The 25,527-nt window shown below is 67.5% G+C and carries 26 protein-coding genes; 3 read left to right on the forward strand and 23 right to left on the reverse strand.

Annotation, left to right across the window (positions count from 1 at the left end):
- Positions 1 to 55 precede the first annotated feature (55 nt).
- The gene (locus tag ACT9F5_RS04205; protein ID WP_445118667.1) at positions 56 to 2,089 is read right to left on the reverse strand and encodes a hypothetical protein; all 2,034 of its coding nucleotides are present in this window, start codon (positions 2,087 to 2,089) and stop codon (positions 56 to 58) included.
- A 34-nt stretch (positions 2,090 to 2,123) separates the two neighbouring features.
- Here ACT9F5_RS04205 and ACT9F5_RS04210 point away from each other — a divergent pair, with 34 nt between their 5' ends.
- Complete coding sequence (locus ACT9F5_RS04210) at positions 2,124 to 2,891, forward strand: response regulator (RefSeq protein WP_445118668.1); 768 nt, start codon at positions 2,124 to 2,126, stop codon at positions 2,889 to 2,891.
- On the opposite strand, the gene recO is transcribed toward ACT9F5_RS04210, so the two are convergent.
- The 9 genes from recO to rpoE form a co-directional block, all read right to left on the reverse strand.
- Positions 2,882 to 3,628 (reverse strand): DNA repair protein RecO, encoded by a 747-nt coding sequence (gene recO / locus ACT9F5_RS04215; protein WP_445118669.1) that lies wholly within the window; start codon positions 3,626 to 3,628, stop codon positions 2,882 to 2,884. The two genes, ACT9F5_RS04210 and recO, sit on opposite strands and share 10 nt — an antisense overlap.
- 6 nt (positions 3,629 to 3,634) lie before the next feature.
- Positions 3,635 to 4,540: a GTPase Era gene (gene era / locus ACT9F5_RS04220; RefSeq protein WP_445118670.1), complete on the reverse strand. Its 906-nt coding sequence runs from the start codon at positions 4,538 to 4,540 to the stop codon at positions 3,635 to 3,637.
- Positions 4,541 to 4,629: 89 nt separating this feature from the next.
- Positions 4,630 to 5,289 (reverse strand): ribonuclease III, encoded by a 660-nt coding sequence (gene rnc / locus ACT9F5_RS04225; protein WP_445118671.1) that lies wholly within the window; start codon positions 5,287 to 5,289, stop codon positions 4,630 to 4,632.
- Between the two features lie 3 nt (positions 5,290 to 5,292).
- Positions 5,293 to 5,673 (reverse strand): DUF4845 domain-containing protein, encoded by a 381-nt coding sequence (locus ACT9F5_RS04230; RefSeq protein ID WP_445118672.1) that lies wholly within the window; start codon positions 5,671 to 5,673, stop codon positions 5,293 to 5,295.
- A gap of 48 nt (positions 5,674 to 5,721) precedes the next feature.
- Positions 5,722 to 6,507: a signal peptidase I gene (gene lepB, locus ACT9F5_RS04235; RefSeq protein ID WP_445118673.1), complete on the reverse strand. Its 786-nt coding sequence runs from the start codon at positions 6,505 to 6,507 to the stop codon at positions 5,722 to 5,724.
- Between the two features lie 30 nt (positions 6,508 to 6,537).
- Positions 6,538 to 8,331, reverse strand: a complete 1,794-nt coding sequence (gene lepA, locus ACT9F5_RS04240; RefSeq protein ID WP_445118674.1) for a translation elongation factor 4 — start codon at positions 8,329 to 8,331, stop codon at positions 6,538 to 6,540.
- A gap of 136 nt (positions 8,332 to 8,467) precedes the next feature.
- Positions 8,468 to 9,952: a Do family serine endopeptidase gene (locus ACT9F5_RS04245; RefSeq protein WP_445118675.1), complete on the reverse strand. Its 1,485-nt coding sequence runs from the start codon at positions 9,950 to 9,952 to the stop codon at positions 8,468 to 8,470.
- 62 nt (positions 9,953 to 10,014) lie between these two features.
- Positions 10,015 to 10,974 carry an RseA family anti-sigma factor gene (locus tag ACT9F5_RS04250; RefSeq protein ID WP_445118676.1) on the reverse strand — a complete coding sequence of 320 codons (960 nt, stop codon included), beginning with the start codon at positions 10,972 to 10,974 and terminating at the stop codon, positions 10,015 to 10,017.
- A complete protein-coding gene (rpoE, locus tag ACT9F5_RS04255; RefSeq protein ID WP_445118677.1) occupies positions 10,974 to 11,594 on the reverse strand; it encodes an RNA polymerase sigma factor RpoE in 621 nt (206 codons plus the stop codon). Before rpoE ends, ACT9F5_RS04250 begins: the two co-directional genes overlap by 1 nt.
- 231 nt (positions 11,595 to 11,825) lie before the next feature.
- On the opposite strand from rpoE, the gene ACT9F5_RS04260 reads away from it, so the two are divergent.
- Positions 11,826 to 13,895 carry a 3-hydroxyacyl-CoA dehydrogenase NAD-binding domain-containing protein gene (locus tag ACT9F5_RS04260; RefSeq protein WP_445118678.1) on the forward strand — a complete coding sequence of 690 codons (2,070 nt, stop codon included), beginning with the start codon at positions 11,826 to 11,828 and terminating at the stop codon, positions 13,893 to 13,895.
- Between the two features lie 119 nt (positions 13,896 to 14,014).
- Here ACT9F5_RS04260 and ACT9F5_RS04265 read toward each other — a convergent pair whose 3' ends face one another.
- The 13 genes from ACT9F5_RS04265 to ACT9F5_RS04325 all read right to left on the reverse strand — a co-directional run bounded on the left by ACT9F5_RS04265 (position 14,015) and on the right by ACT9F5_RS04325 (position 24,982).
- Positions 14,015 to 14,374 carry a PilZ domain-containing protein gene (locus tag ACT9F5_RS04265; RefSeq protein ID WP_445118679.1) on the reverse strand — a complete coding sequence of 120 codons (360 nt, stop codon included), beginning with the start codon at positions 14,372 to 14,374 and terminating at the stop codon, positions 14,015 to 14,017.
- Positions 14,371 to 15,354 carry a DNA polymerase III subunit delta' gene (locus ACT9F5_RS04270; RefSeq protein WP_445118680.1) on the reverse strand — a complete coding sequence of 328 codons (984 nt, stop codon included), beginning with the start codon at positions 15,352 to 15,354 and terminating at the stop codon, positions 14,371 to 14,373. The genes ACT9F5_RS04265 and ACT9F5_RS04270 overlap by 4 nt, the downstream gene beginning before the upstream one ends.
- Positions 15,351 to 15,998 (reverse strand): dTMP kinase, encoded by a 648-nt coding sequence (tmk, locus tag ACT9F5_RS04275; protein WP_445118681.1) that lies wholly within the window; start codon positions 15,996 to 15,998, stop codon positions 15,351 to 15,353. Before tmk ends, ACT9F5_RS04270 begins: the two co-directional genes overlap by 4 nt.
- On the reverse strand, positions 15,995 to 17,026 hold the full coding sequence (gene mltG / locus ACT9F5_RS04280; RefSeq protein WP_445119493.1) for an endolytic transglycosylase MltG: 1,032 nt from the start codon (positions 17,024 to 17,026) through the stop codon (positions 15,995 to 15,997). Before mltG ends, tmk begins: the two co-directional genes overlap by 4 nt.
- Positions 17,027 to 17,055: 29 nt before the next feature.
- Positions 17,056 to 17,937: an aminodeoxychorismate lyase gene (gene pabC / locus ACT9F5_RS04285; RefSeq protein ID WP_445118682.1), complete on the reverse strand. Its 882-nt coding sequence runs from the start codon at positions 17,935 to 17,937 to the stop codon at positions 17,056 to 17,058.
- On the reverse strand, positions 17,924 to 19,315 hold the full coding sequence (locus tag ACT9F5_RS04290; RefSeq protein WP_445118683.1) for an aminodeoxychorismate synthase component I: 1,392 nt from the start codon (positions 19,313 to 19,315) through the stop codon (positions 17,924 to 17,926). The genes pabC and ACT9F5_RS04290 overlap by 14 nt, the downstream gene beginning before the upstream one ends.
- Before the next feature lie 38 nt (positions 19,316 to 19,353).
- Positions 19,354 to 20,610, reverse strand: a complete 1,257-nt coding sequence (gene fabF, locus ACT9F5_RS04295) for a beta-ketoacyl-ACP synthase II (RefSeq protein WP_445118684.1) — start codon at positions 20,608 to 20,610, stop codon at positions 19,354 to 19,356.
- A 133-nt stretch (positions 20,611 to 20,743) separates the two neighbouring features.
- Complete coding sequence (gene acpP, locus ACT9F5_RS04300; protein ID WP_332615151.1) at positions 20,744 to 20,983, reverse strand: acyl carrier protein; 240 nt, start codon at positions 20,981 to 20,983, stop codon at positions 20,744 to 20,746.
- Positions 20,984 to 21,086: 103 nt separating this feature from the next.
- Positions 21,087 to 21,833 carry a 3-oxoacyl-ACP reductase FabG gene (gene fabG, locus ACT9F5_RS04305; protein ID WP_445118685.1) on the reverse strand — a complete coding sequence of 249 codons (747 nt, stop codon included), beginning with the start codon at positions 21,831 to 21,833 and terminating at the stop codon, positions 21,087 to 21,089.
- A 107-nt stretch (positions 21,834 to 21,940) separates the two neighbouring features.
- Positions 21,941 to 22,867: an ACP S-malonyltransferase gene (gene fabD, locus ACT9F5_RS04310; protein WP_445119494.1), complete on the reverse strand. Its 927-nt coding sequence runs from the start codon at positions 22,865 to 22,867 to the stop codon at positions 21,941 to 21,943.
- Positions 22,868 to 22,993: 126 nt separating this feature from the next.
- The gene (locus tag ACT9F5_RS04315; RefSeq protein WP_445118686.1) at positions 22,994 to 23,974 is read right to left on the reverse strand and encodes a beta-ketoacyl-ACP synthase 3; all 981 of its coding nucleotides are present in this window, start codon (positions 23,972 to 23,974) and stop codon (positions 22,994 to 22,996) included.
- 223 nt (positions 23,975 to 24,197) lie between these two features.
- On the reverse strand, positions 24,198 to 24,392 hold the full coding sequence (rpmF, locus tag ACT9F5_RS04320; RefSeq protein ID WP_332615154.1) for a 50S ribosomal protein L32: 195 nt from the start codon (positions 24,390 to 24,392) through the stop codon (positions 24,198 to 24,200).
- A 53-nt stretch (positions 24,393 to 24,445) separates the two neighbouring features.
- A complete protein-coding gene (locus tag ACT9F5_RS04325; protein WP_445118687.1) occupies positions 24,446 to 24,982 on the reverse strand; it encodes a YceD family protein in 537 nt (178 codons plus the stop codon).
- Positions 24,983 to 25,150: 168 nt separating this feature from the next.
- On the opposite strand from ACT9F5_RS04325, the gene ACT9F5_RS04330 reads away from it, so the two are divergent.
- Positions 25,151 to 25,525, forward strand: a complete 375-nt coding sequence (locus ACT9F5_RS04330) for a hypothetical protein (RefSeq protein ID WP_445118688.1) — start codon at positions 25,151 to 25,153, stop codon at positions 25,523 to 25,525.
- Positions 25,526 to 25,527 lie beyond the last annotated feature (2 nt).

Here is a 25,527-nt window from a genome sequence, read left to right on the forward strand (position 1 = left end):
CGACTTCTCCCTTGTTCAAGACTGAAATTTGCAGGACGGGAAGCTGCGCGGCCGGTCATTCGACCACCGGCTTCACGTCACCCTTGCCGACCGCCGCGAGCCGCTCGACCAGCGTCGGCCAATCGACCCGGCGGTTGTACCCGACCACCGTCAACCGCGGCAGTCCGGACCCTTCGACGATAATAAAGCCCTCGCCCGCTGAACCAAGCCCGTCCATCGTGCAGACCTCGTCCGACAGACGGCAGGCGATGCCGATCCGCGAGTAGCCGAAGTCGTCGAAAAACCCGATCAACTGCGACTGCAGGCTGCCGACGATCGACGCGTTGCCGACGCTGGTGAGGTCCTGCACGGCGCGCTGGCTGATCCGCTGGCGCACGCCGGAATGTCGATCGGTGTCGAGCCGAGCGTCGAACGCGACCGGCTGCCAGTTGACCAGGCGCAGGTCGGCGATACGGCCATCGAGCTTGCCGCTGATGCTGCCGAAGTCGAATGCGCCAGTCAGTGCGGCCAGGTCGATGTCGTCGAACGTGACGTCGGCCGACAGCGTCGGCAACACCCCGAACGGGCGCTCCATCGACAACTGGGTAACCTCGACCTCGCCGCCGAACAGTTGCATTGCCAACCCGCCATCGAACTGGACGCGATCGTCGGCATAGCGCGCTTCGGGAATCGTGCCGCTGAGTTCACCGGTGAAGGCGGGCCAATCCAGCGCCTCCGACAGTTGGGCCACATCAAGTCGCTCCAGGGTCAGGCCGAAGCGCACGTCCATGGATTCATCGCCACCCGGCGGGCGGATTTGCAGGTGGTCGAAACGTGCGGCCCCGCCGAGCAATGACAACTCGACCGCATCCGCCAGCTGCAGCACGCCCGCGGCGCTGCGGAACGGCAGGCGGCTCGGTCCGAACGCCAGCCCGTAAAGGTCGCCACCCTGCCAACGCAGTTCGCTGGACACCGGCGCCGCCCCCGAAAACGCCAGGTCGCCATCGATGCCGTTGAAGGCGAAGCGCCCGCGCGGATCGTCCAGCCGGACCTGGTGCAGGCGCAGGAGTCCATCGTCGAGCTCCCCGTCACTGATCCGCACGGTCGCGTCGGCGGCGCCACCGATCGCCAGATCGCCCAGTCCCGCCAATCCGAGCCAACCGCTCAGATAGGCCGCCGACATTGGCGCGAGGTCGGACGCGTGCAGTTGCAGGTCGAGCGCGCGAAGTTCGGCCTGCGGGCCGATCGCGGCGCTGCCTTCGACCGCGAGGATGCCCCGGTCATTCCAGCCGATGCGCGGGAGCGTCCAGCCCTGCCCGTCCTGGAGGCCCGACAGGTGCAATTCGACCGGACGCTCCTGCAACGACACATAGGTTGTCCCGAACAGCACTTCGCCACCAAGCAGTTGGCCATCGATGGTGAACCGGTCGCGCTCGCCCAACCGCGCATCGACGTCGAGTCGTGCACCGAGGTTGGCGCCCGCAATGGTGCCGTCGGGGGTGTCGAACGATGCCGCAGCGATGCGCAGCGGACCGGCAACACGGATCGGCTCGTCCGTGGCCGCGGTGATCGTCAAGGCAGCATCGAACGTGCCGCCGGTGATTCGGCTTGCCTCCCATGCCTTCGACAGCAGCGCCTGGGTCCACGCCAGTGGCACCCGCGTCAGGTCGATATGGGTTGCATCGGGAGTGGTGGCATTGCGATGCAGTTCGATCCGGCTCGCGCCGTGCACGAGGCTTGCCTCGGTGGTCGCGACACCCAGCTCGACCGACAACCGCATGCGCTCGCCGCCACTGCGCAGCTCGCCCGCGCACTGCCACGCGCCGCTGGCGTCCCGCAGCAATGGGCAGCGCCAGTCGAGATCGCGGAACCGGTACCCGAGATCCGGCGCATCGACCAAGCGTGCCTGCAGGCGAAGTTCGCCCTGCGGCATGCCCGAAGGCCATGCAAGGTCGACCCGGACATCGTGCAGCGTGGCGACCGCGGTGGTCACCCGCTCGATGCGCGCCGTCGCCGAACGCGGCGCCGCGAACGCCTGCCCGACCCCGGCCAGCATCAGGCATGCGAACAACGCGGACGACGGCAGCAAGCGTAAAATCAGGCGCGACATCGATGCAGCATAACGAGCCCGGACGCATCTTCCGATGAAAACACTGCCCGACCCGCCGGCCTCGCCCCAAAGCCCGCCACGCATCCTGCTGGTCGAGGATGACCCGACCAGTCGCGCGTTCCTGACCGCCGCGCTGCAGGCGATCCCGGCCGAGGTCGACGCCGCCGACAGCCTCGCCGGCGCGCTCGCCCTGCTCGGCGGCAGGCACTACGACCTGTGGATGTTCGATGCCAACCTGCCCGACGGCGACGGCCGCGACCTGTTGGCACGGGCGCGCCTGGAGCAACCGGACGCCATGGCGCTGGCGCATACCGCATCGAACGACGCCGAGGTGCGCGGTACGCTGTTGGCCGCCGGCTTTCGCGACGTCCTGATCAAGCCGATGCCCGCATCCGCGGTCCAGTGGGCGGTACGGCACGCGCTGGGCCTCGGGGCGCCGACGGAGTCGATGGGCACCGTCGCCGACACGCAACCGACATGGGATGACGTCGCGGCCACCGCGGCGCTCAACGGCAACCAGGCGCATGTCGCGATCCTGCGCCAGTTGTTCATCGCCGAGTTGCCACAGACCCGCGAGCGAATCCTCGCGGCTGCCCGCAGTGGCGACCGCGACTCGGTGCAGGCCGAACTGCACAAGTTGCGCGCAAGTTGCGGTTTCGTAGGTGCCGCACGACTGGCCGACACCGTACGGGCGCTGCAATCACAACCCGATGCCACCGATGTGCTGGAATGCTTCGATCGGGCCGCGCTCGACATCGTCGAACGGTCAGGCAACAACGACGGCAAGCCCGACTACTCCTGATCCCTGACGAGGCCGGACCCCGGCGTCTTCAACCCGGCAAGCATCTCCCACGACTTCAGCCCGCGCGCACCCAGGTGATGCGCGAGCACGCTGCGCAACACCCGGCGCAGGCCCGGCAGGTCGACATCGGCCGGTTGCCGGTCGGCACCGAGGTCGATCAAGCCACGTCCGGTCGCCGCGCCGCTGCGATCCGCCTGGCCGCGGTCGCTGAGCACGCGCCGCGGGCCGTGTTCGGGATCGAGTCGATAACGCGCGGCCGGGTCGATCGGTTCGCCATCGCCATCGACGTTCCACTCGAACCCCAGCCCCAGCGCGTCCAGCAGGTCGCGCTCGAACCTGCGCAGCGTCCACGCCAGCGGCTCCCCGGCACGCAGGCGCTCGCGGGTGCGCGCATAGGCTGTGAAGAGGTCGGGTTGCGGGTCGTCGCGTTGGGTCAGGCGCAGGGCCAGCTCGTTGAGGTAGAAGCCGGCCATCATCGCGTCGCCGGCCAGTCGCGGGGCGGCGTCGAGCGCTTCAGCCGCGCGCAGCTGAGCCAGTTCGCCACGTTGCACCGCATCGAAGCGGATCGATTGCAATGGCTGCAGCGCGGCGCGTAGCGGGTGGCTCCGCGGTCCACGAAGACCGCGCGCCAGCAATCCGACACGGCCGTGGTTCGCGCTCAACACCTCGACCAGCAGGCTGGTCTCGCGCCAGGCACGGGCATGGAGGACGAACGCTGGCTCGCTGTCCAGGCGCATCGGCGCCTAATCGTGGTACCCGAACGTGCGCAGCGCGGCTTCGTCGTCCGACCAGCCTTCGCGCACGCGCACCCAGGTTTCCAGGAACACCTTGGAGTCGAACAGTCGCTCCATCTGCTGTCGCGCCTTGGTGCCGATCTCGCGCAGGCGCTCGCCGCCCTTGCCGATCACGATCGATTTCTGGCCGTCGCGTTCGACCCATATCACCGCGCCTATCCGCAGCAACGCACCGTCGACAATGAAGCGCTCGATCTCGACCGTGGTCGCGTACGGGAGCTCCTCGCCAAGCTGGCGCATCAGCTGCTCGCGCACCAGTTCACCGGCGAGAAAGCGCTGGCTCTTGTCGGTGATCTCGTCCTCGGCGTACAGCGCGGGCTGCTCGGGCAGCAGTGCCAGGACCTCCTTGGTCAACGCTTCGAGCCCCTTGCGCTTGAGTGCGGAGATCGGGTGCACGCCGGCGAACTCGCGGCCCTCGCTGACCTGGGCCAGGTACGGCAGCAGCACGGTCTTGTCCTTGAGCCGGTCGACCTGGTTGACCACCAGCACCACCGGCACGCCGACGTGGCGCAGTGCCTGGTAGGCGAAATCATCCGCTTCGTCCCACTGGCCGGCGCGCACCACCAGCATGGCCGCGTCGATGCCCTCCAGCGCGCCGCGGGCGGCACGGTTCATCCAGCGGTGCATCGCGGTCGCGGTCGACTTGCCCTGGTCGCGGTGCAGGCCCGGGGTATCGACCAGCAGCAACTGGCCGCCGTCGACCGTGGCGATGCCGAGCAGACGGTGGCGGGTGGTCTGCGGGCGCGGCGAGACGATGCTGATCTTGGCCCCGACCAGCGCGTTGGTCAGGGTCGACTTTCCGACGTTGGGCCGACCGATGACGGCGACGTGGCCACTGCGGTGTGATGGGTTCATGGGGGGGGATTGTAGGTTTTGCAGGGCTGGTCGGGGGTACTTATGCGGTGTGCGCCTGTACCGGGGTTCTTGTACCCGGTACCCGCCGCTCAGAGCGCTTCGATGGCCGCCAGCATCGCCTCGGCGGCGGCCTGCTCGGCGCTGCGGCGCGAGTTGCCTTCACCCTCGGTGACCAGCGCTGGCATGGCCAGCGTGCAGCTGACCCGGAAGGTCTTGGCGTGGTCCTCGCCGCTCTCGGCGACCAGGTCGTACACCGGCAACGGTTTCTGCCGACCCTGCAGCCATTCCTGCAAGCGGGTCTTGGCGTCCTTGCCGACCTTGTGCGGTGGTGGAAGCGCGTCCATCGCGGCGGTGAACCATGGCAGGACCACGGCGCGGCAGGCCTCGAAACCGGCGTCAAGGTAGATCGCGGCCACCACGGCCTCGACCGCGTCGGCCAGGATCGAGTCGCGACGGTGGCCACCGGATTTCATTTCCCCGGGGCCGAGGGTCAGGCGTCCGCCCAGTTCCAGCGCCCGGCCGATCGGTGCCAGCGCCGACTCGCGGACGAGCTCGGCGCGTGCACGGGTCAACGCGCCTTCGTCGGCCCGCGGCCAGCGCGCGTAAAGGGCCTCTGCCGCGAACAGGTTGACCAGCGCGTCGCCGAGGAACTCCAACCGCTCGTTGTGCGGAGCGCCGGCGCTGCGATGGGTCAGCGCCTGCGCCAGCAACTCCGGCCGGACGAACGGATGGCCGATACGGTCAACCATCGGTCAGTCGATCGCCCCGCCGCGGCGCAGTTCCTTTTCCGCCTCGAACTTGCCGACCACGTCCAGGTTGGCGATCAAAGGTTTGCGGACTTCGTACTTCACCGTCATCAGGTAGCCGGCGTCCTTGCGCACGATCTTCACGTGCTCGGACTTCACCGTGTCTGCATAGCTGATGTACAGGCGGCGGAAGAACAGGTCCTTGATCTTGGCCGGACTCTGGTCGGCGATCCCGGGCTCTCCGGCCAGCCCCTGCAGGGCCTGCTTGACCGCGTAGTACTCCGAATACATCGGGATGACTTTCATGCCCGTGTAGATGAACACGCCGGCCACGGCCAGCACGATGATGAACCCGATAAGGGTCATGCCCCCTTGCGCACGTTTCATGCCTTTACTCCCCTGGATGACTGGTCGACGGATCCCGCTGCACGGATCCTACTGGATGCTCTTGCCGATCCGGGAGAAATCGATACCCCCATCGATATTCATCCAGATCAGGAACGCCTTGCCGCGGAGGTTCTCCTCCGGCAGGAAGCCCCAGTATCGGCTGTCTTCACTGTTGTCGCGATTGTCGCCCATCACGAAATAGTGGCCCGGCGGGACCACCCACTCGCCTTCGCCCGGATCGCGGTACGGCAGGCCAGTGCGCTCGAGCACGAGGTGCGGGCGACCGGCGAGTTGCTCGCGCAGTTCCTCGGCACCGGTCATGCCGACGCCGCTGTCATGGCCCTGGTAGGTACCCAGCGACTCGTAGCCGATCGGCTCGCCATTGATGTGGACCTGGTTGTCGTAATAGCCGATGCGGTCGCCCGGCAGGCCCATGACCCGCTTGATCCAGTCCTGCTCGGGGTGGTGCGGCGGATGGAACACCACCACGTCGCCGCGCTCGGGCTCGCCGATGTCGATGAACTTCTTGTTGATGATCGGCCAGCGCAGGCCGTAGGCGAACTTGTTGACCAGGATGAAGTCGCCGGTCAGCAGGGTCGGCATCATCGAGTTGGACGGGATGCGGAAGGGTTCTGCAATGAAGCTGCGCAGGATCAGCACCACCAGCAGCACCGGGAAAAAGGCCTTGGCATAGTCGACGTACCAGGGCTCGGCATCGTCATCCAACAGTCCCTGGTGGGTAGCGCGGTGCTTGGCCAGTACCAGCCTGTCGAGCAGCCAGACCAGCCCGGTGACGAGGGTGAGCACCACCAGGGCGATTTCAAACCAACGCATGCCTGCTCCTTTGATCGACTGGCGACACTGTTATTTGTTGTCCATCTGCAACACCGCCAGGAAGGCTTCCTGCGGGATCTCGACACTGCCGACCTGCTTCATCCGCTTCTTGCCGGCTTTCTGCTTTTCCAGCAGCTTCTTCTTGCGCGAAATGTCGCCACCGTAGCACTTGGCCAACACGTTCTTGCGCATCGCCTTGACCGTGCTGCGGGCGATGATCTGCGAGCCGACCGCGGCCTGGATGGCGACGTCGAACATCTGCCGCGGAATCAGCTCGCGCATCTTCTCGGCGATCTCGCGGCCGCGCCGGTCGGCATGGGCGCGGTGGGTGATGATGCTCAGCGCGTCGACCTTGTCGCCGTTGATCAGGGTGTCGACCCGCACGAACGGACCGGCCTGGAAACGGATGAAGTGGTAGTCCAGCGAGGCGTAGCCGCGCGACACCGACTTCAGGCGATCGAAGAAGTCCAGCACCACCTCGGCCATCGGCAGCTCGTAGCTGATCTGCACCTGCTGGCCCATGTAGGTGATGCCGATCTGGTTGCCGCGCTTCTCCTCGCACAGGGTGATCACGTTGCCGACGTAATCGGGCGGGGTGAGGATGTTGGCGCGGATGATCGGCTCGCGGATTTCCTCGACCAGGTTGACCTGCGGCAGCTTGGACGGGTTGTCCAGCGGCAGGATCGTGCCGTCGGTCTTCAGCACCTCGTAGATCACCGTCGGCGCGGTGCTGATGAGGTTGAGGTCGTACTCGCGCTCCAGCCGCTCCTGCACGATCTCCATGTGCAGCATGCCGAGGAAGCCGCAGCGGAAGCCGAAGCCCATCGCCTCCGACGATTCGGGTTCGAAACGCAGCGCGGCGTCGTTGAGGCGCAGCTTGTCGAGCGCCTCGCGCAGGTCCGGGAAGTCCTCCGCGTCGACCGGGAACAGGCCGGCGAACACGCGCGGTTGCATCTCCTGGAAGCCGGGCAGCGGCTTGGTCGCGGGATCGGCGGCGAGGGTCAGGGTGTCGCCGACCGGGGCGCCGTGGACGTCCTTGATCGAGGCGTTGATCCAGCCCACTTCGCCGGCTCCGAGCTTGCCCAGCTCCTTGCGCTTGGGGGTGAACACGCCGACCTTGTCGACCAGGTGGGTGCGGCCGGTCGACATCACCAGGATCTTGCTGCCGGGGGTGATCTCGCCCTGCATGACGCGCACCAGGCTGACCACGCCGAGGTAGTTGTCGAACCACGAGTCGATGATCAGCGCCTGCAGCTTGTCGGTGTCGCGCGGCTGCGGCGGCGGGATGCGCTTGACGATCGCCTCCAGCACTTCATCGATGTTGAGCCCGGTCTTGGCGCTGATCGCGACCGCATCGCTGGCGTCGATGCCGATCACCGCCTCGATCTCGGCCTTGGCGCGATCGACGTCGGCGGTCGGCAGGTCGATCTTGTTGAGCACCGGCACCACTTCCAGGCCCTGCTCGACCGCGGTGTAGCAGTTGGCGACCGACTGCGCCTCCACGCCCTGCGCCGCATCGACCACCAGCAGCGCGCCCTCGCACGCCGCCAGCGAGCGGCTGACCTCGTAGCTGAAGTCGACGTGGCCCGGGGTGTCGATGAAATTGAGGTGGTAGGTCTTGCCATCGCGCGCGGTGTACGGCAGTGACACCGACTGCGACTTGATGGTGATGCCCCGCTCGCGCTCGATCGGATTGTTGTCGAGCACCTGCGCTTCCATTTCGCGCTCGGTCAGGCCGCCGCACAGGTGGATGATGCGGTCGGCCAGGGTCGACTTGCCGTGGTCGACGTGGGCGATGATGGAGAAGTTGCGGATCTGCTGCATGGGGTCGGCAATGGCTCGGGGGCCGGGAAAGTTAACGGGCGATTATCGCATACCGCATCCCGGCAACCCCGTATTCACGGGGCGCGCGGCGGCGACTGGAGAGTGTCTGGGTCGCCGCCCCATCACCGGCAGCCGGTCAGTCCGGTGCCGTCACCGCCACGAACTGGCTGGCGCCGCCTCGCTGGACCAGCAGCATCACCGTATCGCCGGGCTCCACGTCGGCCAGTGCGCGATTGAATCCGGCCACGCTGGCGACGCTCTGGCGCCCAACCTGCAACACCACGTCACCTGCTCGCAATCCGGTTTCACGGGTAATCTCGGCCGGTACCCGGGCCAGCAGCATGCCTTCGTCGCCACTGACGCCGAGCCGCCGGCGGGTCGCGTCATTCAGTTCACGACCCTCCAGGCCCAGCGGATTGGAGCCTGCGGGCACCGTGCTGTCGCCGTCATTGCCGCGGGCCCCGCCGGTGGCGGTTGCACCCAGCGCGCTCTCGGCGCCGAGTACCAGGTCCAGCTTGACGGTGTCGCCCTCGCGGAGCACCTCGACGGTGGCCTTGCTGCCAGGCGCGATCGCACCGACAAGTGGTGGTAGGTCGCTGGCGTCGGCGATGCGGACGCCGTTGAAAGCGCGGATCACGTCCATACGGCGGAGGCCTGCCTTGTCCGCGGCACTGCCGGGCTGCACGTTGTTGATCATCGCGCCCCGCGTGTCCGGCAATTCCATCGCCCGCGCAGCCTCGGTGGTTACCGGCTGGATGCCGACGCCAATCATGCCGCGGCGGACCTCGCCGGTCTCCTTGATCTGCTCGACCGCGTTCATCGCCAGGTCGATCGGGATCGCGAAGCTGACGCCCATGTAGCCGCCGGAATTGCTGAAGATCTGCGAGTTGATCCCGACCACCTCGCCGGAGGTGTTGAGCAGCGGGCCGCCAGAGTTGCCGCGGTTGATCGCGACGTCGGTCTGGATGAACGGCACGTACTGCTGGCTGCGGTTGGCGCGGCCGACCGCGCTGACGATGCCGGCGGTAACCGAGTGGTCGAGCCCGAACGGCGAGCCGATCGCGACCACCCACTGTCCTGGCTGCAGGCTATGCGAGTTGCCGGTACGCAGCCATGACAGGCCGTCAGCCTTGATCTTGAGCAGGGCGATGTCATATGTCTCGTCACTGCCAACCACTTCAGCCTTGAATTCACGACGGTCGGAAAGGGTCACCGTGACGTCGTCGGCGCCGTCGATGACATGGTTGTTGGTCAGCACGTAGCCGTCATCGGAGATCACGAAACCGCTGCCCAGCGAGGTGCCGCCGCCGCGCGGGTCGTCAGGCATGCCCGGCATCGGCATGCCGAACTGGCGCAGGAAATCCTCGAAGCCCGGCGGCATCCCGCTGTTGGCGCCACGCTCGGGCGGGGCGATCTCGGCGCTGATGTTGACCACCGCGGGACCGACCCGTTTGACCAGCTGGGTGAAGTCCGGCAAGCCGGTGACGATCGGCGCCGCGATGGGCGGCGTGACCGCCTGTGCGGCAGCGGCGGTGGTGGGGGTCTGTTGCGCCGTGCAGGCTACCGGCAATGAAGCGGCGAGGATGCCAAGCACGGCAACGGCGCGAAGCGGTCGGTTCATGGATCGGCCTCGGGTTGCGAATGGATTCTTGTCGTTCGGAAGACGCAGTGGCAGTGCGCCTGTCAGCGCCGTGGCCAGTCGGACCCGTCCGGTTGTCCGGCGCCAGGCGTCGTCGCGGATTCGGGTTGCGGCTCAAGCAGTGGTTCAAACGGATAGAACGGCGATGTCGCGTCCGGCGACTGCGCCACGGCGGAGCGACCGGAAAAACCCGCGGTGAAGGTGTTGCCCGTCGGATAGTCCGGCAGCGCCGCGCGCGGCCAAGGTCGCGAAACGATCTCGCCCTGCGGCAGGAACGGATGGGTCGACGAGGGCTGGATCAATGCAGGCGCTGGGTCGACCGTGGTGGCTACCGCCGTCGATGGGCTCGAAACGGCTGCCATCGCCGGGGGTGCGGCCTGGTTTCGCGAATTGCGTACGGCCGCGCGCTGCGACTGGCCGCGCGAACGGCGCTCACCGGCGCGGCGCGGCACCTCGGCGACTGCCACCGCCGCGGCGGCAAGCCCGATCCCGGTACCCGGTGCCTCCGGGATGGTGTCTGGCGCAGCCGGTGCGGCCGGCTCCTGCATCGCGAGCTGCCCGGGCGTACCCGCGTCGCCATCAACCGGCGCCACGATCGAACCAGCGGTCGCCGCGACCTGCGGGGCCGACAACGGCAAGTCACCCGATTGCGAGAACGGCCGGACTACGAACAGCGCCGCAACCGCCACCGATGCGGCCAGCGCGGCACCACCGATCCAGCGTCGGCGCACCGGCGTCGCACGCGCCACGGCAGTCGCCGGTTGGGCCACGGCTTCCTGCGCCAAAGCCGCGCCGACACGCTCCGCGAATCCCGCCGGCGCCACCACGCCCGCCTGGCCGCGCAGCACATCGCCACACAACTGCCAGCGGCCGCACGCCTCGCCCCACTGCACGTCGTGGTCGAGTCGCCTCAACGCGAAGCGCGCCGAATCGCCCTGCAGCTCGCCATCGAACAGCGCGCTGAGGGTTTCCCGATCTGCATCATGGTGTTGGGTGGTCGACATCAAATGCTCCGTTCCCGGCGGTCGTCTTGGTCAAGCAAGGGTTTCAACTCGGCGTCGATCGCATCGCGGGCGCGGAAAATCCGCGAACGCACCGTGCCGATCGGACAGTCCATCCTCTGCGCGATCTCCTCGTAACTCAGGCCATCGACCTCACGCAGGCTGATTGCCGTGCGCAGGTCTTCGGGCAAGCCTTCGACCACGCGCATGACGGTTTGTTCCACCTGTTGCCGCATCAATTCACGCTCCGGCGTGTCGTTGTCACGCAGGCGGATACCGACGTCGAACTGCTCGGCATCACCAACGTCGATGTCGGCGGGCGGCGGGCGGCGGTTCTGCGCGACTAGGTGGTTCTTGGCGGTATTCACTGCGATCCGGTGCAACCATGTGTAGAACTGCGCGTCGCCACGGAAGTTCGGCAGCGCGCGATAGGCGCGGATGAAGGTGTCCTGGGCAACATCCTGGCACTCGCTCCAGTCCGAGACGTAGCGCCCGATCAGCCCGACGATCCGGTGCTGGTACTTGCGCACCAACGCATCGAAGGCCGTGCTGTCACCGCGCTGGACACGCCTGACGAGCTCCTGGTCCAGCTCCTGGTTTGACTCCACGTCATTCTCGGCCATACCGCGCGCCGGCACTCCTGTCAGCTCGGCCGTGGCCGAACAATGGGACAACCCTGTCGGGGAAAAGTTCACTCCACAACGATTGGGGCACGGCGACCCTTCCGCAACTGCCACCCGGCACCCCCGATGGCCGGGCGAGCGCTGCATGGTCCGATGCCGACTTCATTTGACGGCGATCGAGCATCCTCGGGATGATAGCGGCCTATTCCATACCTGAACGGATGGTGCAGCATGGCCTCGCACGACACCGGACTTCCGAGCTTCGACGGGCTTCGTGTCCAGCATTGGCACGTGGAAAAGCGCCCCGACGAAGTCCTCGTGCTGTCGCTGGATCGCGCCGGCGAGTCGGTCAATGCGCTGTCGCAGGACGTGCTGATCGAGCTCGACGGCCTGCTGGAGCGCATCGCGATCGACCCGCCCAAGGCCGTGGTATTCCGCTCGGCCAAGGACAGCGGCTTCATCGCCGGTGCCGATATCAAGGAGTTCCAGGGCTTCGACGAAAAGGGCAACGTCGCCGGCGCACTCCAGCGCGGCCAGCAGGTGTTCCAGCGACTGGCGCAACTGCCCTGCCCGACCGTCGCCGCGATCCATGGCTTCTGCATGGGCGGCGGCACCGAGCTGGCGCTGGCCTGCGACTACCGCGTCGCCAGCACGGACGACTCGACACGGATTGGCCTGCCTGAGGTCAAGCTCGGCATCTACCCGGGCTGGGGCGGCAGCGTGCGGTTGCCGAAGCTGGTCGGTGCGCCGGCGGCGTTCGACATGATGCTGACCGGTCGCACCTTGTCGGCATCGGCCGCGCGCACCACGGGCCTGGTCGACAAGACCGCGGACAAGGCGGTGCTGGTCGACAGCGCCGCGTCGCTGGCACTGAAGGGTCGCAAGCGGCCATTCAAGCAGCGCTTCATGGGATGGCTGACGAATACCTGGCCGGCGCGGCAGGTCATCGCTCCGATGCTGCTCAAGCAGGTCGCGCGCAAGGCCCGCAAGGAGCATTACCCGGCGCCGTACGCGCTGGCCAACACCTGGAAGAACACCGGTGGCGGCATCGAGCGCAAGCTCGCAGCCGAACGCAAGTCGGTCGCCAAACTCGCCTCGACCCCGACCGCGCGCAACCTGATCCGGGTGTTCTTCCTGCAGGAACGGCTGAAGTCGGCCGGCGGCAAGGATCACGGGATCAGCCGCGTGCATGTGATCGGCGCGGGAGTGATGGGCGGCGACATCGCGGCGTGGTCGGCCTACAAGGGTTTCGAGGTCACCCTCAACGACCGCGAGCAGCGCTTCATCGACAATGCGATGAATCGCGCCGGCGAGTTGTTCACGAAGAAGGTCAAGGACGAAAGCAAACGTCCGGCGGTGGCGGCCCGGCTCAAGAGCGACCTCGCTGGTGATGGCGCCGCGACGGCTGACCTGGTGATCGAGGCGATCATCGAGCAGGCCGAGGCCAAGCGCGGGCTGTATGCCGATGTCGAGCCGCGGATGAAAGCCGACGCGCTGCTGACCAGCAACACCTCGTCGATCCCGCTGGTCGAGTTGCGCGACGACATCGCGCGCCCGGCGCAGTTCGCCGGCCTGCACTATTTCAACCCGGTGGCGCTGATGCCGCTGGTCGAGATCGTCCAGCACGATGCGATGGCGGCCGAGACCCGGCAACGGCTCGCGTCGTTCTGCAAGGCGATCGGCAAGTTGCCGGTACCGGTCGCGGGGACGCCGGGGTTCCTGGTCAACCGGGTGCTGTTCCCGTACATGCTGGAAGCGGTGACCGCGTATTCGGAAGGCATCCCGGGCAAGGCGATCGACAAGGCCGCGGTCAAGTTCGGCATGCCGATGGGGCCGATCGAACTGGTCGACACGGTGGGGCTGGACGTGGCGGCAGGCGTCGGTGCGGAGCTGTCGCCGTTCCTTGGGTTGCAGGTTCCGGCGGCGCTTGCCGGCGGCGCCGAGCAGGGCAAGCGCGGCAAGAAGGATGGCCAGGGCCTGTACAAGTGGGAGGAAGGCAAGGCGGTCAAGCCGGAGCTGCCGGAGAACTACAAGACACCCGACGACCTGGAGGATCGCCTGATCCTGCCGCTGCTCAACGAGGCAGTGGCCTGCCTGCACGATGGCGTGGTGGCCGATGCCGACCTGCTCGACGCCGGAGTGATCTTCGGAACCGGCTTCGCACCGTTCCGTGGCGGCCCGATCCAGTACATCCGCGAGACCGGTGTGGATGGACTGCTGGAGCGGCTGAAGCAGTTGCAGGCGCGCCATGGCGATCGTTTCGCGCCGCGCCCGGGCTGGGATTCCTCCGCGCTGCGGTGAGCCTGCGGTGCTCCCTGTAGGAGCGGCTTCAGCCGCGATCTGGAATCGTTCGCCCGCACCGACTTCCGATCGCGGCTGAAGCCGCTCCTACAAAGGAACGAGCCGGCTACATCGGCTGGCTACATCGTATGGGTCGCGCGCTCGGAGCCGAGCGTGCCGGCCAGCAGCGCCTCGATCTTGCCCTTGACGTTCTCGCCTTCGGCGCCGTCTCCGAACTGGACGCCGACCCCGGCGGGACGATTACCCTGCGCACCGGCGGGCGTGACCCAGACCACCTTGCCGGCAACCGGCAGGCGCTCGCTGGATTCGGGCAGGGTCAACAGCAGGAACACCTCGTCGCCAAGGAAGTAACGTTTGGGCGTCGGCACGAAGATGCCACCGTGCCTCAGGTACGGCATGTAGGCGTTGTACAGCGACGCCTTGTCCTTCACCGCCAGCGACAGGATGCCCTGACGCGCACTGCCGCCTGTCGAACTCATGCTTTCATCCCCTGTCCCATCTGGTTAGTCCCGGCCCGGCCAACCCCGGCCCGCCAGGCCATCAACAACTCGACCACCACCAGCTCCGCGCGCACCGTGGTGCGCAACAATTCGCGGGCGCGGTTGGCGCGGTCGAACCACTCCGCCAGACTGCGCGCCCGCAGCGGGTCGGTCAAGCCGCCGGTCGCTTCGGCCACGGCGAGATCGGCGGCAAAACGGAGCCGCTGGTCGGCCTGTCCGTCGGCGGTCCAGCGTTGCGCGGTCTCGACCACCGCCAGTTCATTGCGCAGCAGTTTGTCGAGGTCGGAAGCGACTTCGCGGCGCAACGCCAGGCCCTCGCCTCCCAGCCATTCGTGGGCGAGCCCCGGGTGACCGCGCGCGGCGTCGAGGGCTTCCCCGGCCTCGGTGGCGGCGTGACCCTGCCGCTGCAGCCAGTCCAGCGCCTCAGTGCGTGGCGGCAGGCGGAACTCGAGTTTCTGGCAGCGGCTGCGGATGGTGGCCGACAACCGGCTCGGCTGGGCACTGACCAGCCACAGATAACGTCCCGGCACCGGCTCTTCGAGGGTTTTCAGCAACGCGTTGGCAGCGGCGTGGTTGATCGCGTCGGCCGGATCGATGATCACGACCTGGGCGCCGCCGTACTGCGGGGTCAGCGCCATCTGCTCGGACAGCTTGCGGATCTGCTCGATCACGATCTCGGTCCGCAGCTTGCTGCCGTCCTTGGTCGGGATGAACGACACCAGTTGATAGTCCGGGTGGCTGCCGGCGGCCCAGAGGCGACAGCCGCGGCACTCGCCGCAGGGCTCGCCATCGGTGCGGCGGTCGGTGCACAGCAGGCGACGGGCGAGATGTTCGGCGACCTGGCGCTTGCCCAGCCTGCCCGGTCCGCAAAACAGCAGGCCATGACCCAGGCGACCGGCATCAAGCGCGGCGGCGGCCTGGTCGTGGATCCGTTGCTGCCAGGGTGCGAAGGTCGTCATCCGGATACCTGCAATGCGTCACGATGCACCTGCAGTTGAGCCACCGCCTGTGCGGCAACCGCTTCAACCGGCCGGCTGGCATCGATGATCCGGAACCGCTGCGGTTCGGCCTCGGCGCGCGTGCGGTAACCGCTGCGCACGCGTTCGAAGAACTCGTCGGCCTCCGACTCGATCCGGTCCGCATCGCCGCGTCCGCGGGCACGCTGCAGGCCGATCTCGACCGGCAGGTCGAGCAGCAGGGTCAGCCCCGGGCTGATCCCGACCACGCGCCGTTCGAGCTCGGTGATGAAGTCGACATCCCCACCACGGGCAGCGCCCTGGTAAGCATAGCTGGCATCGGTGAAGCGATCGCTCAGCACCCAGGCGCCACGACGCAGCGCCGGCACGATGGTCTCGCTGACGTGCTGGGCCCGCGCTGCGAACATCAAGAGCAGTTCGGTTTCCGGTGACGGCGGCTCGTGGCGGGTGTCGAGCAGCAAGCCGCGAATCTGCTCCGCCAGCGGCGTGCCGCCGGGTTCGCGGGTGCATACGACCTCGCAGCCGCTGGCCAGCAACGCGTCGCGCAATGCGGCCAGCACGGTCGACTTGCCGGCACCCTCGCCACCTTCCAGGGTCACCAGCCGCGGCTGTCGCTGCAGGCTCATTCGGCGCTACCGGTGTTCTGGCGGTAGTTGCGCAGGTACGTGCGGACGTTGGACTGGTGCTCGGCCAGACTGTCGGCGAACAGGTGCCGGCCACTGCCGTCACCGATGGCGACGAAGTACAGCGCGGTGCCTTCGGCCGGGTTGGCGACCGCATTGAGCGCATCGACGCCGGGCATCGCGATCGGGGTCGGCGGCAGGCCGGCGCGGGTGTAGGTGTTGTAGGGCGTGTCGGTGACCAGGTCGCGGCGCCGGATGTTGCCGTCGTAGTCCTTGCCGAGACCGTAGATCACGGTCGGGTCGGTCTGCAGCTTCATGCCGATGCGCAGGCGGCGCTCGAACAACCCGGCGATCTGCGGCCGTTCCGAGGCGATGCCGGTTTCCTTCTCGACGATCGAGGCGAGGATCAGCATCTCGTAGGGCGTATCGAGCCGGGTGTCGGGATCGCGCTTCTCCCACGCGGCGGCCAGCGCCTTCTCGCTGGCGGCGTATGCGCGGCGCAGCAGGTCGAGGTCGCTGTCGCCACGGGTGTAGAGGTAGGTCTCGGGAAGGAAGCGCCCCTCGGGGTGTTCGTCGGCGTGATCGAGCGCCACCATCAGCTCCGCGGCATCCATTTCAGCGGACTCGTGCTCCAGCGGCTCGGCGGTCGCCAGCGCGGCGCGCAGCTCGCGGATGTTCCAGCCTTCGACAATGGTGAAGCGGTGCTGGATGGTGTCGCCTTCGCGCATCGCGACCAGCAACTCGCGCGGCGTGGTGCCGGGATCAAGCGCGTATTCGCCGACATGCAGGTTCGCGGCCGCGCCCAGTTGCCGCGCCAGCAGGCGCCATTCGAGCTGCTCGCCTTCGCGCACACCTGCCGTACGCAGCCTGGCAATGACCGTCGGGAACGAATCGCCGCGCTCGATCACCACGCTGTCGCCCTGCTGCAAGCCGGCGAGCGGCGCATCGGCGAACGCGGTGTAGCGCTGCCATGCCCAGGCCCCGACCACGGCGGCCGCGATCGCCAAGACGATCAAAAGCAACAGGAACATCGCGCCAAAACGACGCTTGCGGGTGCGGCTCACGGCATCTCCGGTGGGCTGGATGGGTGGGGGCCGGACGGACCGGGATCCGCCGCGGCAAACCCGGGATGGGCCCGGGCCAGGCGTCGCTGCCATTCAAGCACCGCGGGGTGCTGCCGCCAACGTCGCGTGCCCAGTCGCGCGACCGGCAGGATACCGCGCACCGCATTGGTCAGGACGATGGCGTCGGCAGTTTCGACATCGATGACCTTCAACCGCGCCTGCTCGATCCCGACGTCGTCGAGCAGCCATTGCCGGCACACGCCCGCGACACCGCAGTGGTCCAGCCACGGCGTGCGCCAGAGGCCATCGTGCAGCACGAACAGGTTCGCGGCGATCGCACAGACCACGTCACCCTCCATGCTGCACATCAGGCCGTCATCGGCGTCGCTGTCATCGGTATCGGCCGCCAGCCATTCGGCGCGGGCCAGCACCTGTTCGAGGCGGTTGCAATGCTTGATCCCGGCCAGCGCCGGCTGGATGGCCAGACGGGTGGCGCACCAACGCAAAGCGATGCCCCGCGGCGGCATCGCAGCGGGTAGTGGATGGCGGGCGAGTATCCAGACCGGGTCGACACCCGGCGATGGCGCGTAGCCGCGACCGCCGCTGCCCCGGTTGAGTTGCAACCTGAGCACGGCATCAGCGCCATCGAGCAGGCGCCCGGCCTCCTCGCGCACCTGCGCCCGCCGTGGCAACGCCAGCCCCAGTCGCGACGCGCCGCGTTCGAGCCGTGCCCAGTGCAGATCCCACCACGGCAGTTCGCCACGATGCGCGCGCATGGTTTCGAATACGCCATCTCCATAGGCCAATCCCCGATCGTCCAGCGGGATTCCCGACACGCGGTCGTCGCCGACGAATACCCGGACCTCAGGGCTCGCCACACGCCCCCCGTGCATCATCGATCCCGAGCGCACGCAACATGCCGCGCGCCTTGGCCCGGGTTTCGTCGAGTTCCCGCTGCGGGTCGGAGTCGGCGACGATACCGGCGCCGGTGCGGAACCGGAGCAGGCTGCCACCGCAATCGTCCTCGACCTCGGCGCTGCGGATCAGGATGTTGAGGTCGAGGTCGCCGTCGCGGTTGAGCCAGCCCATCGCGCCGGTGTACGCGCCGCGGCCCTCGCCCTCCAGCTCGGCGATGATCTGCATGCAACGCACCTTGGGGCAGCCGGTGATGGTGCCGCCGGGAAAGGTCGCACGGATCACCTCGCCGGGGGTGACGCCTTCACGCAGGCGGCCGCGCACGTTGCTGACGATGTGGTGCACGTGGGCGTAGCTCTCGACCGTCATCAGTTCGTCGACCTCGACGCTGCCCGGCGTGCAGACACGGCCGAGGTCGTTGCGCTCCAGGTCGATCAACATCACGTGCTCGGCGCGTTCCTTGGGGTGGCCGACCAGCTCGCTGATGCGCGCGTGGTCGTCGTCGCCGGGGATGCGGGGACGGGTGCCGGCGATCGGACGGGTCTCGACCAGGTCGCCCCGTACCGATACCAGGCGCTCGGGAGAGGCACTGACGACCGCCCAGTCCTTGCCGGCGAACAATCCCGCAAACGGCGCCGGGTTGTTCTCGCGAAGGCGCTGGAACAGCCCCGCCGGCTGCAGCGGGCGATCGAACCGCGCAAGCCAGCCACGCGAGAGATTGGCTTGGAAGACATCGCCGGCAACGAGGTAGTCGAGTACCCGGGCGACACCATCGGTGTAGCGGTGCGGCGGGTCCTCGTCGATCCGGTCCGGCGGCTGCCATTCGGGCAACGGCGCGAGCGCCGCGACCGGCGCGAGGTCGGCCATGATCTTTTCAAGCAGGGCCTCGTGGCCGGGCTCGACAACCGCCACGCAGTCGCCACTGGCGTGGTCACGCAAGATCGCACCGGGACACCGCAGCGCGAGCGCCACCGGCAGGCCACCCGGTGCCGGCGGCAGGTGCAGCACGGGCTCGACCTGCGCGGCCAGCTCATACCCCAACAGCAATGCCCAGCCACCACGGAATGGCCAGCGCGGCTCGTCACGGGCGGTCCGGGCGGCGCTCCATGCAGCATCCAGCGCCTGCAGGAAATCGCCGGTGACCGCGCGTCCATCGGTGTCGCGGGTGACGCCATCGCAGTCGAGCCGCAACGAAGCACCATCGGCAACCAGCAACAGGTCCCAGCGGCCCTGCGCCGTACCGGCTGCACTGGATTCAAGCAGCAACGGGTAACGCCCCCGATCGTGCCGATGCAGGTCCAGCAGGTCGATCGAGGGCGGCAGCGCGCGGGTCAGCAGCATGTCGAGTCGTCGTCACCGCGGTCGCGGAACCGCGCCGGTCAGACCCGCTTGAACACCAGCGTGCCGTTGGTGCCACCGAAGCCGAAGCCGTTCGACATCGCGACGTCGATCTTCGCCTCGCGCGCGGTGTTGGGCACGTAGTCGAGGTCGCAGCCCTCGCCCGGCTCGTCCAGGTTGGTGGTCGGCGGAATGACGCCCTCGTGCAGCGCCATCACCGAGAAGATCGCCTCGGCGCCGCCGGCCGCGCCGAGCAGGTGCCCGGTCATCGACTTGGTCGAGCTGACCATGGTCTTGTAGGCGTGGTCGCCGAACGCGCGCTTGATCGCGAGGGTCTCGGCCAGGTCGCCGAGCGGCGTCGAGGTGCCGTGGGCGTTGAGGTAGCCGATCTCTTCCGGGTTGACCCCCGCGTCCTTGATCGCCATCGCCATGCAGCGCGCCGGGCCTTCGCCGTTCTCGCTGGGCGCGGTCATGTGGAACGCGTCGGAGCTGGCGCCGAAGCCGGCCAGTTCGCAATAGATGCGCGCGCCGCGGGCCTTGGCGCGCTCGTACTCCTCGAGCACGAGGATGCCGGCGCCGTCGCCGAGCACGAAGCCATCGCGGTCCTTGTCCCACGGGCGCGAGGCGACCGTCGGGTCGTCGTTGCGTGTCGACATCGCCTTCATCGCGCAGAAGCCGCCAACCGATGTGGGCGAGGAACCGCGCTCGGCGCCGCCGGCGATCATCACGTCGGCGTCGCCGTACTGGATCATGCGCATCGCCATGCCGATCGAGTGGTTGGACGTGGCGCAGGCCGATACCGCGGAGAAGTTGGGCCCCTTGATGCCGGTGAGCAGCGACACCTGACCGGGCAGCATGTTGATGATGGTGCTGGGCACGTAGAACGGCGAGATCTTGCGCGCGCCGCCCTCATGGAACTTGATGGTCTGCTCCTCGATGCCGAGGATGCCGCCGATGCCCGAACCGATCAGCGCGCCGATGCGCTCGGCATTGGACTCGTCGACGACCAGGCCCGCATCCTCCATCGCCATCATCGACGCGGCGACGCCGTAGTGGATGAACGGATCCATCTTGCGCGCGTCCTTCGGCGACACCCATTTGGTGACGTCGAAATCGCGCACTTCACCAGCGATGCGGGTGGTGAAACCCGTGGTGTCGAAATGCGTGATCGGACCGATGCCGGAGCGGCCGTTGATGACGCCGTCCCAGCTGCTGGCCAGGTCGTTGCCCAGCGGCGAGACAAGGCCGAGGCCGGTGACGACGACGCGCCGGTTGAAGGAGGCCGGACGATTGGACATGGATGACTCCGCTTGCGAACGCGACCGGCGATGGGCCGGATCCGCGCCTGGAAATATGCGACGGGTGATGGCTGTCGAGAAAGACGCAGGGCCGCACGATGCGGCCCCGGTCTGTGTTGCTGGAAGCAGGTGCTTACGCCTTGACGTGGGCCTTGACGTAATCGATCGCCTGCTGGACCGAGGTGATCTTCTCGGCCTCTTCGTCCGGGATCTCGCACTCGAACTCTTCTTCCAGCGCCATCACCAGCTCGACGGTGTCGAGCGAGTCGGCACCCAGGTCGTCGACGAACGAGGCATTGTTGGTGACGTCCTCTTCCTTCACGCCCAACTGTTCAATCACGATCTTCTTGACGCGCTCTTCGATGCTGCTCATTGCTGTTCACTCCTCCCGGACGGGATATTCGATGGAATAGTGTAGTGGAATCGAGGCCCCTGCGAATAGCTGCAAAAGGCCTTGTGTCTCAATGCTTTATGGCCTAGGCCATGTACATGCCGCCGTTGACGTGCAGGGTCTCGCCGGTGATGTAGGCGGCCGACGGCCCGGCCAGGAAAGCCACCGCGCGTGCGATGTCGGCCGGCTCGCCGAATCGGCCAAGCGCGATCTGCCCGAGCATCGCGTCCTTCGCATCTTCCGGCAATGCGCGGGTCATGTCGGTGTCGATAAAACCCGGAGCGACCACGTTGACGGTGACCCCGCGCGACCCGATCTCCTTGGCCAGCGACTTGCTGAAGGCGATGATTCCGGCCTTGGCCGCGGCGTAATTGGCCTGGCCGGCGTTGCCGGTCACGCCGATCACCGAGGCGATGTTGACGATGCGGCCCTTGCGCGCCTTCATCATCGAGCGCATCACCGCCTTGGAGGTGCGGTAGACGCTGGTGAGGTTGGTGTCGATGATCGCCTGCCAGTCCTCATCCTTCATCCGCATCAGCAGGTTGTCGCGGGTGATGCCGGCGTTGTTGACCAGGATCGAGATCGCACCGATGTCCTTGCCGATGGCATCGACCAGCGCGCTGATCGAATCCGGGTTGGCGACGTCCAGCACGCGGCCGTGGCCGCCGTTCGCGGACAGGCGCTCGCCAATGGCGGCGGCGCCGGCGTCGGACGTCGCGGTGCCGATGACCGTCGCGCCCTGCGCGGCCAGTTCGTCGGCGATCGCCGCACCGATGCCACGGCTGGCGCCGGTGACGAGTGCGATCTCTCCAGTGAGGGGCAAGTTGCTCATGTGTTCCTTCCTGCTTTCTTTGGTAGGAGCGGCTTCAGCCGCGATCGGGAATCAGTTCGCACCACAAACATGCGATCGCGGCCGAAGCCGCTCCTACAGGGTTCGGGTTATTTCCAATCGTCCAGCGCGGCCTCGAAGTCAGCCGGTGCACCTAGTGCGCGCGCGTCGATCGACTTGTCGATGCGCTTGACCAGCCCGGCCAGCACCTTGCCGGGACCGCATTCGGCGACGCGGGTCGCGCCCGCCGATGCCAGCGCCTGCACGCAACCGGTCCACTGCACCGGCAGGTACAGCTGGCGCACCAACGCGTCGCGGATCGCGTCGGTGCCTTCATGCACCGTAGCGTCGACGTTCTGCACCACCGGCAGACGCGGTGCCTGCCATTCGATGTCGGCCATCGACTCGGCCAGCTTGTCGGCGGCCTCGCGCATCAGCGGCGTGTGCGACGGCACGCTGACGGCAAGCTTCACCACCTTGCGCACTCCGCGCTCGGCCAACTGGGTCAATGCCTTGTCGACGGCAGCCGCATGGCCGCCGATCACGATCTGGCCGGGTGAGTTGTAGTTGGCCGGGACCACCACTTCCTTGCCCGACGCCGCTTCGCAGACTTCCTGCACCAGCGCATCCTCGGCACCCAGCACGGCCGCCATCGCGCCGGTGCCCGCAGGCGCGGCATCCTGCATCAACTGTCCACGCAGGCGCACCAGCCGGGCTGCGTCAACCAGTGTCAGCACGCCAGCCGCGACCAGCGCGCTGTACTCGCCGAGACTGTGGCCGGCGAGTCGCGCCGGCATCGCACCACCGCGTGCCTGCCACAGGCGCCATACCGCGACGCCCGCGGCCAGCAATGCCGGCTGGGTGAACTCGGTCTGGTTGAGACGATCCTCGGGACCGGACTGGCTCAGCGTCCAGAGGTCGGTGCCGGCGCCGTTGCTGGCTTCGGCGAAGGTTTCACCGATGATCGCGTGGTCCTGCGCCAGCCCGGCGAGCATGCCGAGCGACTGCGAGCCCTGCCCCGGGAAAACGAAGGCCAGTTGCGGATCAGCTTGTTGGTCGGTGTGTTGTGGATCGCTCACACGACGGCCCCTGCGGAAAGAACGCGCCATGATACGAGCGATCGCACCGACCCGTCTGTACCACGGCGTACAGTTTGCGCGGGATCAGTAGCGCAGCAGCGCCGAACCCCAGGTGAAACCGCCGCCGAACGCCTCCAGCAACACCAGTTGCCCGCGCTGCATGCGCCCGGAGCGTACGGCCTCGTCCAGCGCCAGCGGCACCGACCCGGAGGACGTGTTGCCGTGCTTGTCGACGGTGACGATGACCCGCTCCATCGGCATGTCCAGCCGCTTGGCGGTGGCCTCGATTATGCGCAGGTTGGCCTGGTGCGGGATCAGCCAGTCGATGTCGTGGCGGTCCAGCCCGTTGGCTTCGAGCGTCTCCTCGACCAGTGCATCCAGCGCCTTCACCGCATGCTTGAACACGTCGTTGCCGGTCATCAGCACCTTGACGCCGGCGTTGTGCTCCTCGGGCTTGAAACCGACCGAGACGCCCACCGGGTTCCACAGCAGTTCCTTCTTGCCGCCATCGGCGTGCAGGTGGGTGCTGAGGATGCCGGCTTCGCTGTCGGCTTTCAGCACGACCGCACCGGCGCCATCGCCGAACAGCACGCAGGTGGAACGGTCGTTCCAGTCGAGCATCCGGGTCAGGGTCTCGGCCCCGACCACCAGCACCGTCTTCGCCGCGCCGCTGCGGATGAACTTGTCGGCCACGGTCAACGCGTAGATGAAACCAGAACAGGCGGCGTTGACGTCGAATGCCGGGCAGCCGTTGGCACCGAGGCGGTGCTGCAACAGACAGGCCGTCGACGGGAAGATGAGGTCGGGGGTGGTGGTGCCCAGCACGATCAGGTCGAGCTCGGACGCCTCGACACCGGCCGCTTCCATCGCGCGCACCGCGGCGTGGTAGGCCAGGTCGCAAGTGGTCTCGCCTTCAGCGGCGACGTGGCGTTCGCGGATGCCGGTGCGCGAGGCGATCCACTCGTCGGTGGTATCGACGATCTTCGACAGGTGGTCGTTGGTCAGCACTTTCTCCGGCAAGTAGCTGCCGGTACCCGCGATGCGGGAAAAAATGGGATCGGTCATTGCGGCTCCGCGGCGAAAGGGCTGGTTCACGAGGGCTGTTCACGAACGCCAGCGTGCTGGCGATGAGGCTCCCCGCAGTTGGACGCACCGAAACAACGCCATGCGGCCGCCACGAGCCGGTCAGGCCGACCCGGAGAACGCCCGGGCTGGCCGGGCCAACGATTCAGCCCGGCGCGGCCACCGCGGGTGCGGGAGCGCCCGCGAACCTGCGGGCGCGTCGAGCTTACTCTTCGTCGGCGACCTTCGACTGGGTGTCGATCACCTTCTTGCCACGGTAGTAGCCGTCGGCGGTGACGTGGTGGCGGATGTGGGTCTCGCCGGTGGTCGGATCGGTCGCCAGCTGCTTGCTGGACAGCGAATCGTGGGCGCGACGCATGCCACGCTTGGACGGGGAAACGCGGGACTTCTGGACAGCCATGGTCTTACTCCAGGGAAAACCTTGAAAACTTCAGTCGATGGACCGGCGAAAAACTACTTCGACGAATCCGGTTTGTTCTTCAATGCCGACAGCGCCGCGAACGGATTGGAGCGTTCCAGCTCGACCTCCTCGGCGGGCCAGTCGCGCTCCATCGCCTCGGTGCCGGGCTTTACCGGTATCACCGGGATGGCGAGGATCAGCTCGTCCTCCACCAGCTCGACCGGCTTAAGCGTGCCGTCCTCTGGCATCAGCAACGCCTCGTAGCCCGGGGGCAACGCGGCCTCGTCGGCTTCGTCGCGGATCAGGCCGAGCCGTTGCTCGATCGCCACCGGGAACAGGAAGCGCTCGAGGCTGCGCTGGCACAGCAGCGGCAACTCCGTTTCGATCCGCAACTCGACGAATGGAACCTTCAACTCGTCGGTGCCGAACTCGAGCGAATACGCCACCTCGCCTTCGGTATCGAACAGGCTGTCGCGCAACCTCGTCAATGCCGACAGAGACACCCGCCCCGCCACGCCACGTCGCGCCGCGACCATGCGTGAGGCATCCAGGACTTCGGGTACCGGCACTTTGGGCGCGTCAGCGGACATAAGCCGGGGAATGTTAAGGATGGGGCGGACACCTGTCAAACCGGTGACAGCCCGCCAGAGGCCACCCGGAGCGGCCCGCAGGCGGATTGTACGCCGCCATCCGCACCGATTTGCCCCCGCCCCTGCGGGCGCGGCAGACTGGATACTCGATTCCCGCTTGTTGGCACCGTGAACGCATCCCTACTGACAGTGTTCGGCCTCGCCGTGGTTGCGGCGACACTCCTGTTCACCATCGCGGTTGCGCGGCGTCGGAACAGCCGTCGCCATCGTGAAATCCGGCAACTGCTGGATGCCGCGGACGCATTGGAAGCGCGCCTGCGCACCGCCCGTTCGGAGATCGAGGCGGTCGCCGGCGACCATATCGACGACCCGGTCCACGATGCCTTGCGCGAGATGCTGCGCCAGCGCCTGTGGCTGAGGGAACATGGCGACACCGCCAGCGTCGACGAGCTGCAGCAGGTGCGCGGCTCCATCGTCGATGCGCGCAGCCGGATCGAGCAGCAACTGGACCGCATCGAGCGCGCCCGCGTACCCGTGACCTGAGC

It is taken from the genome of Lysobacter sp. F6437 (genome assembly GCF_052547215.1).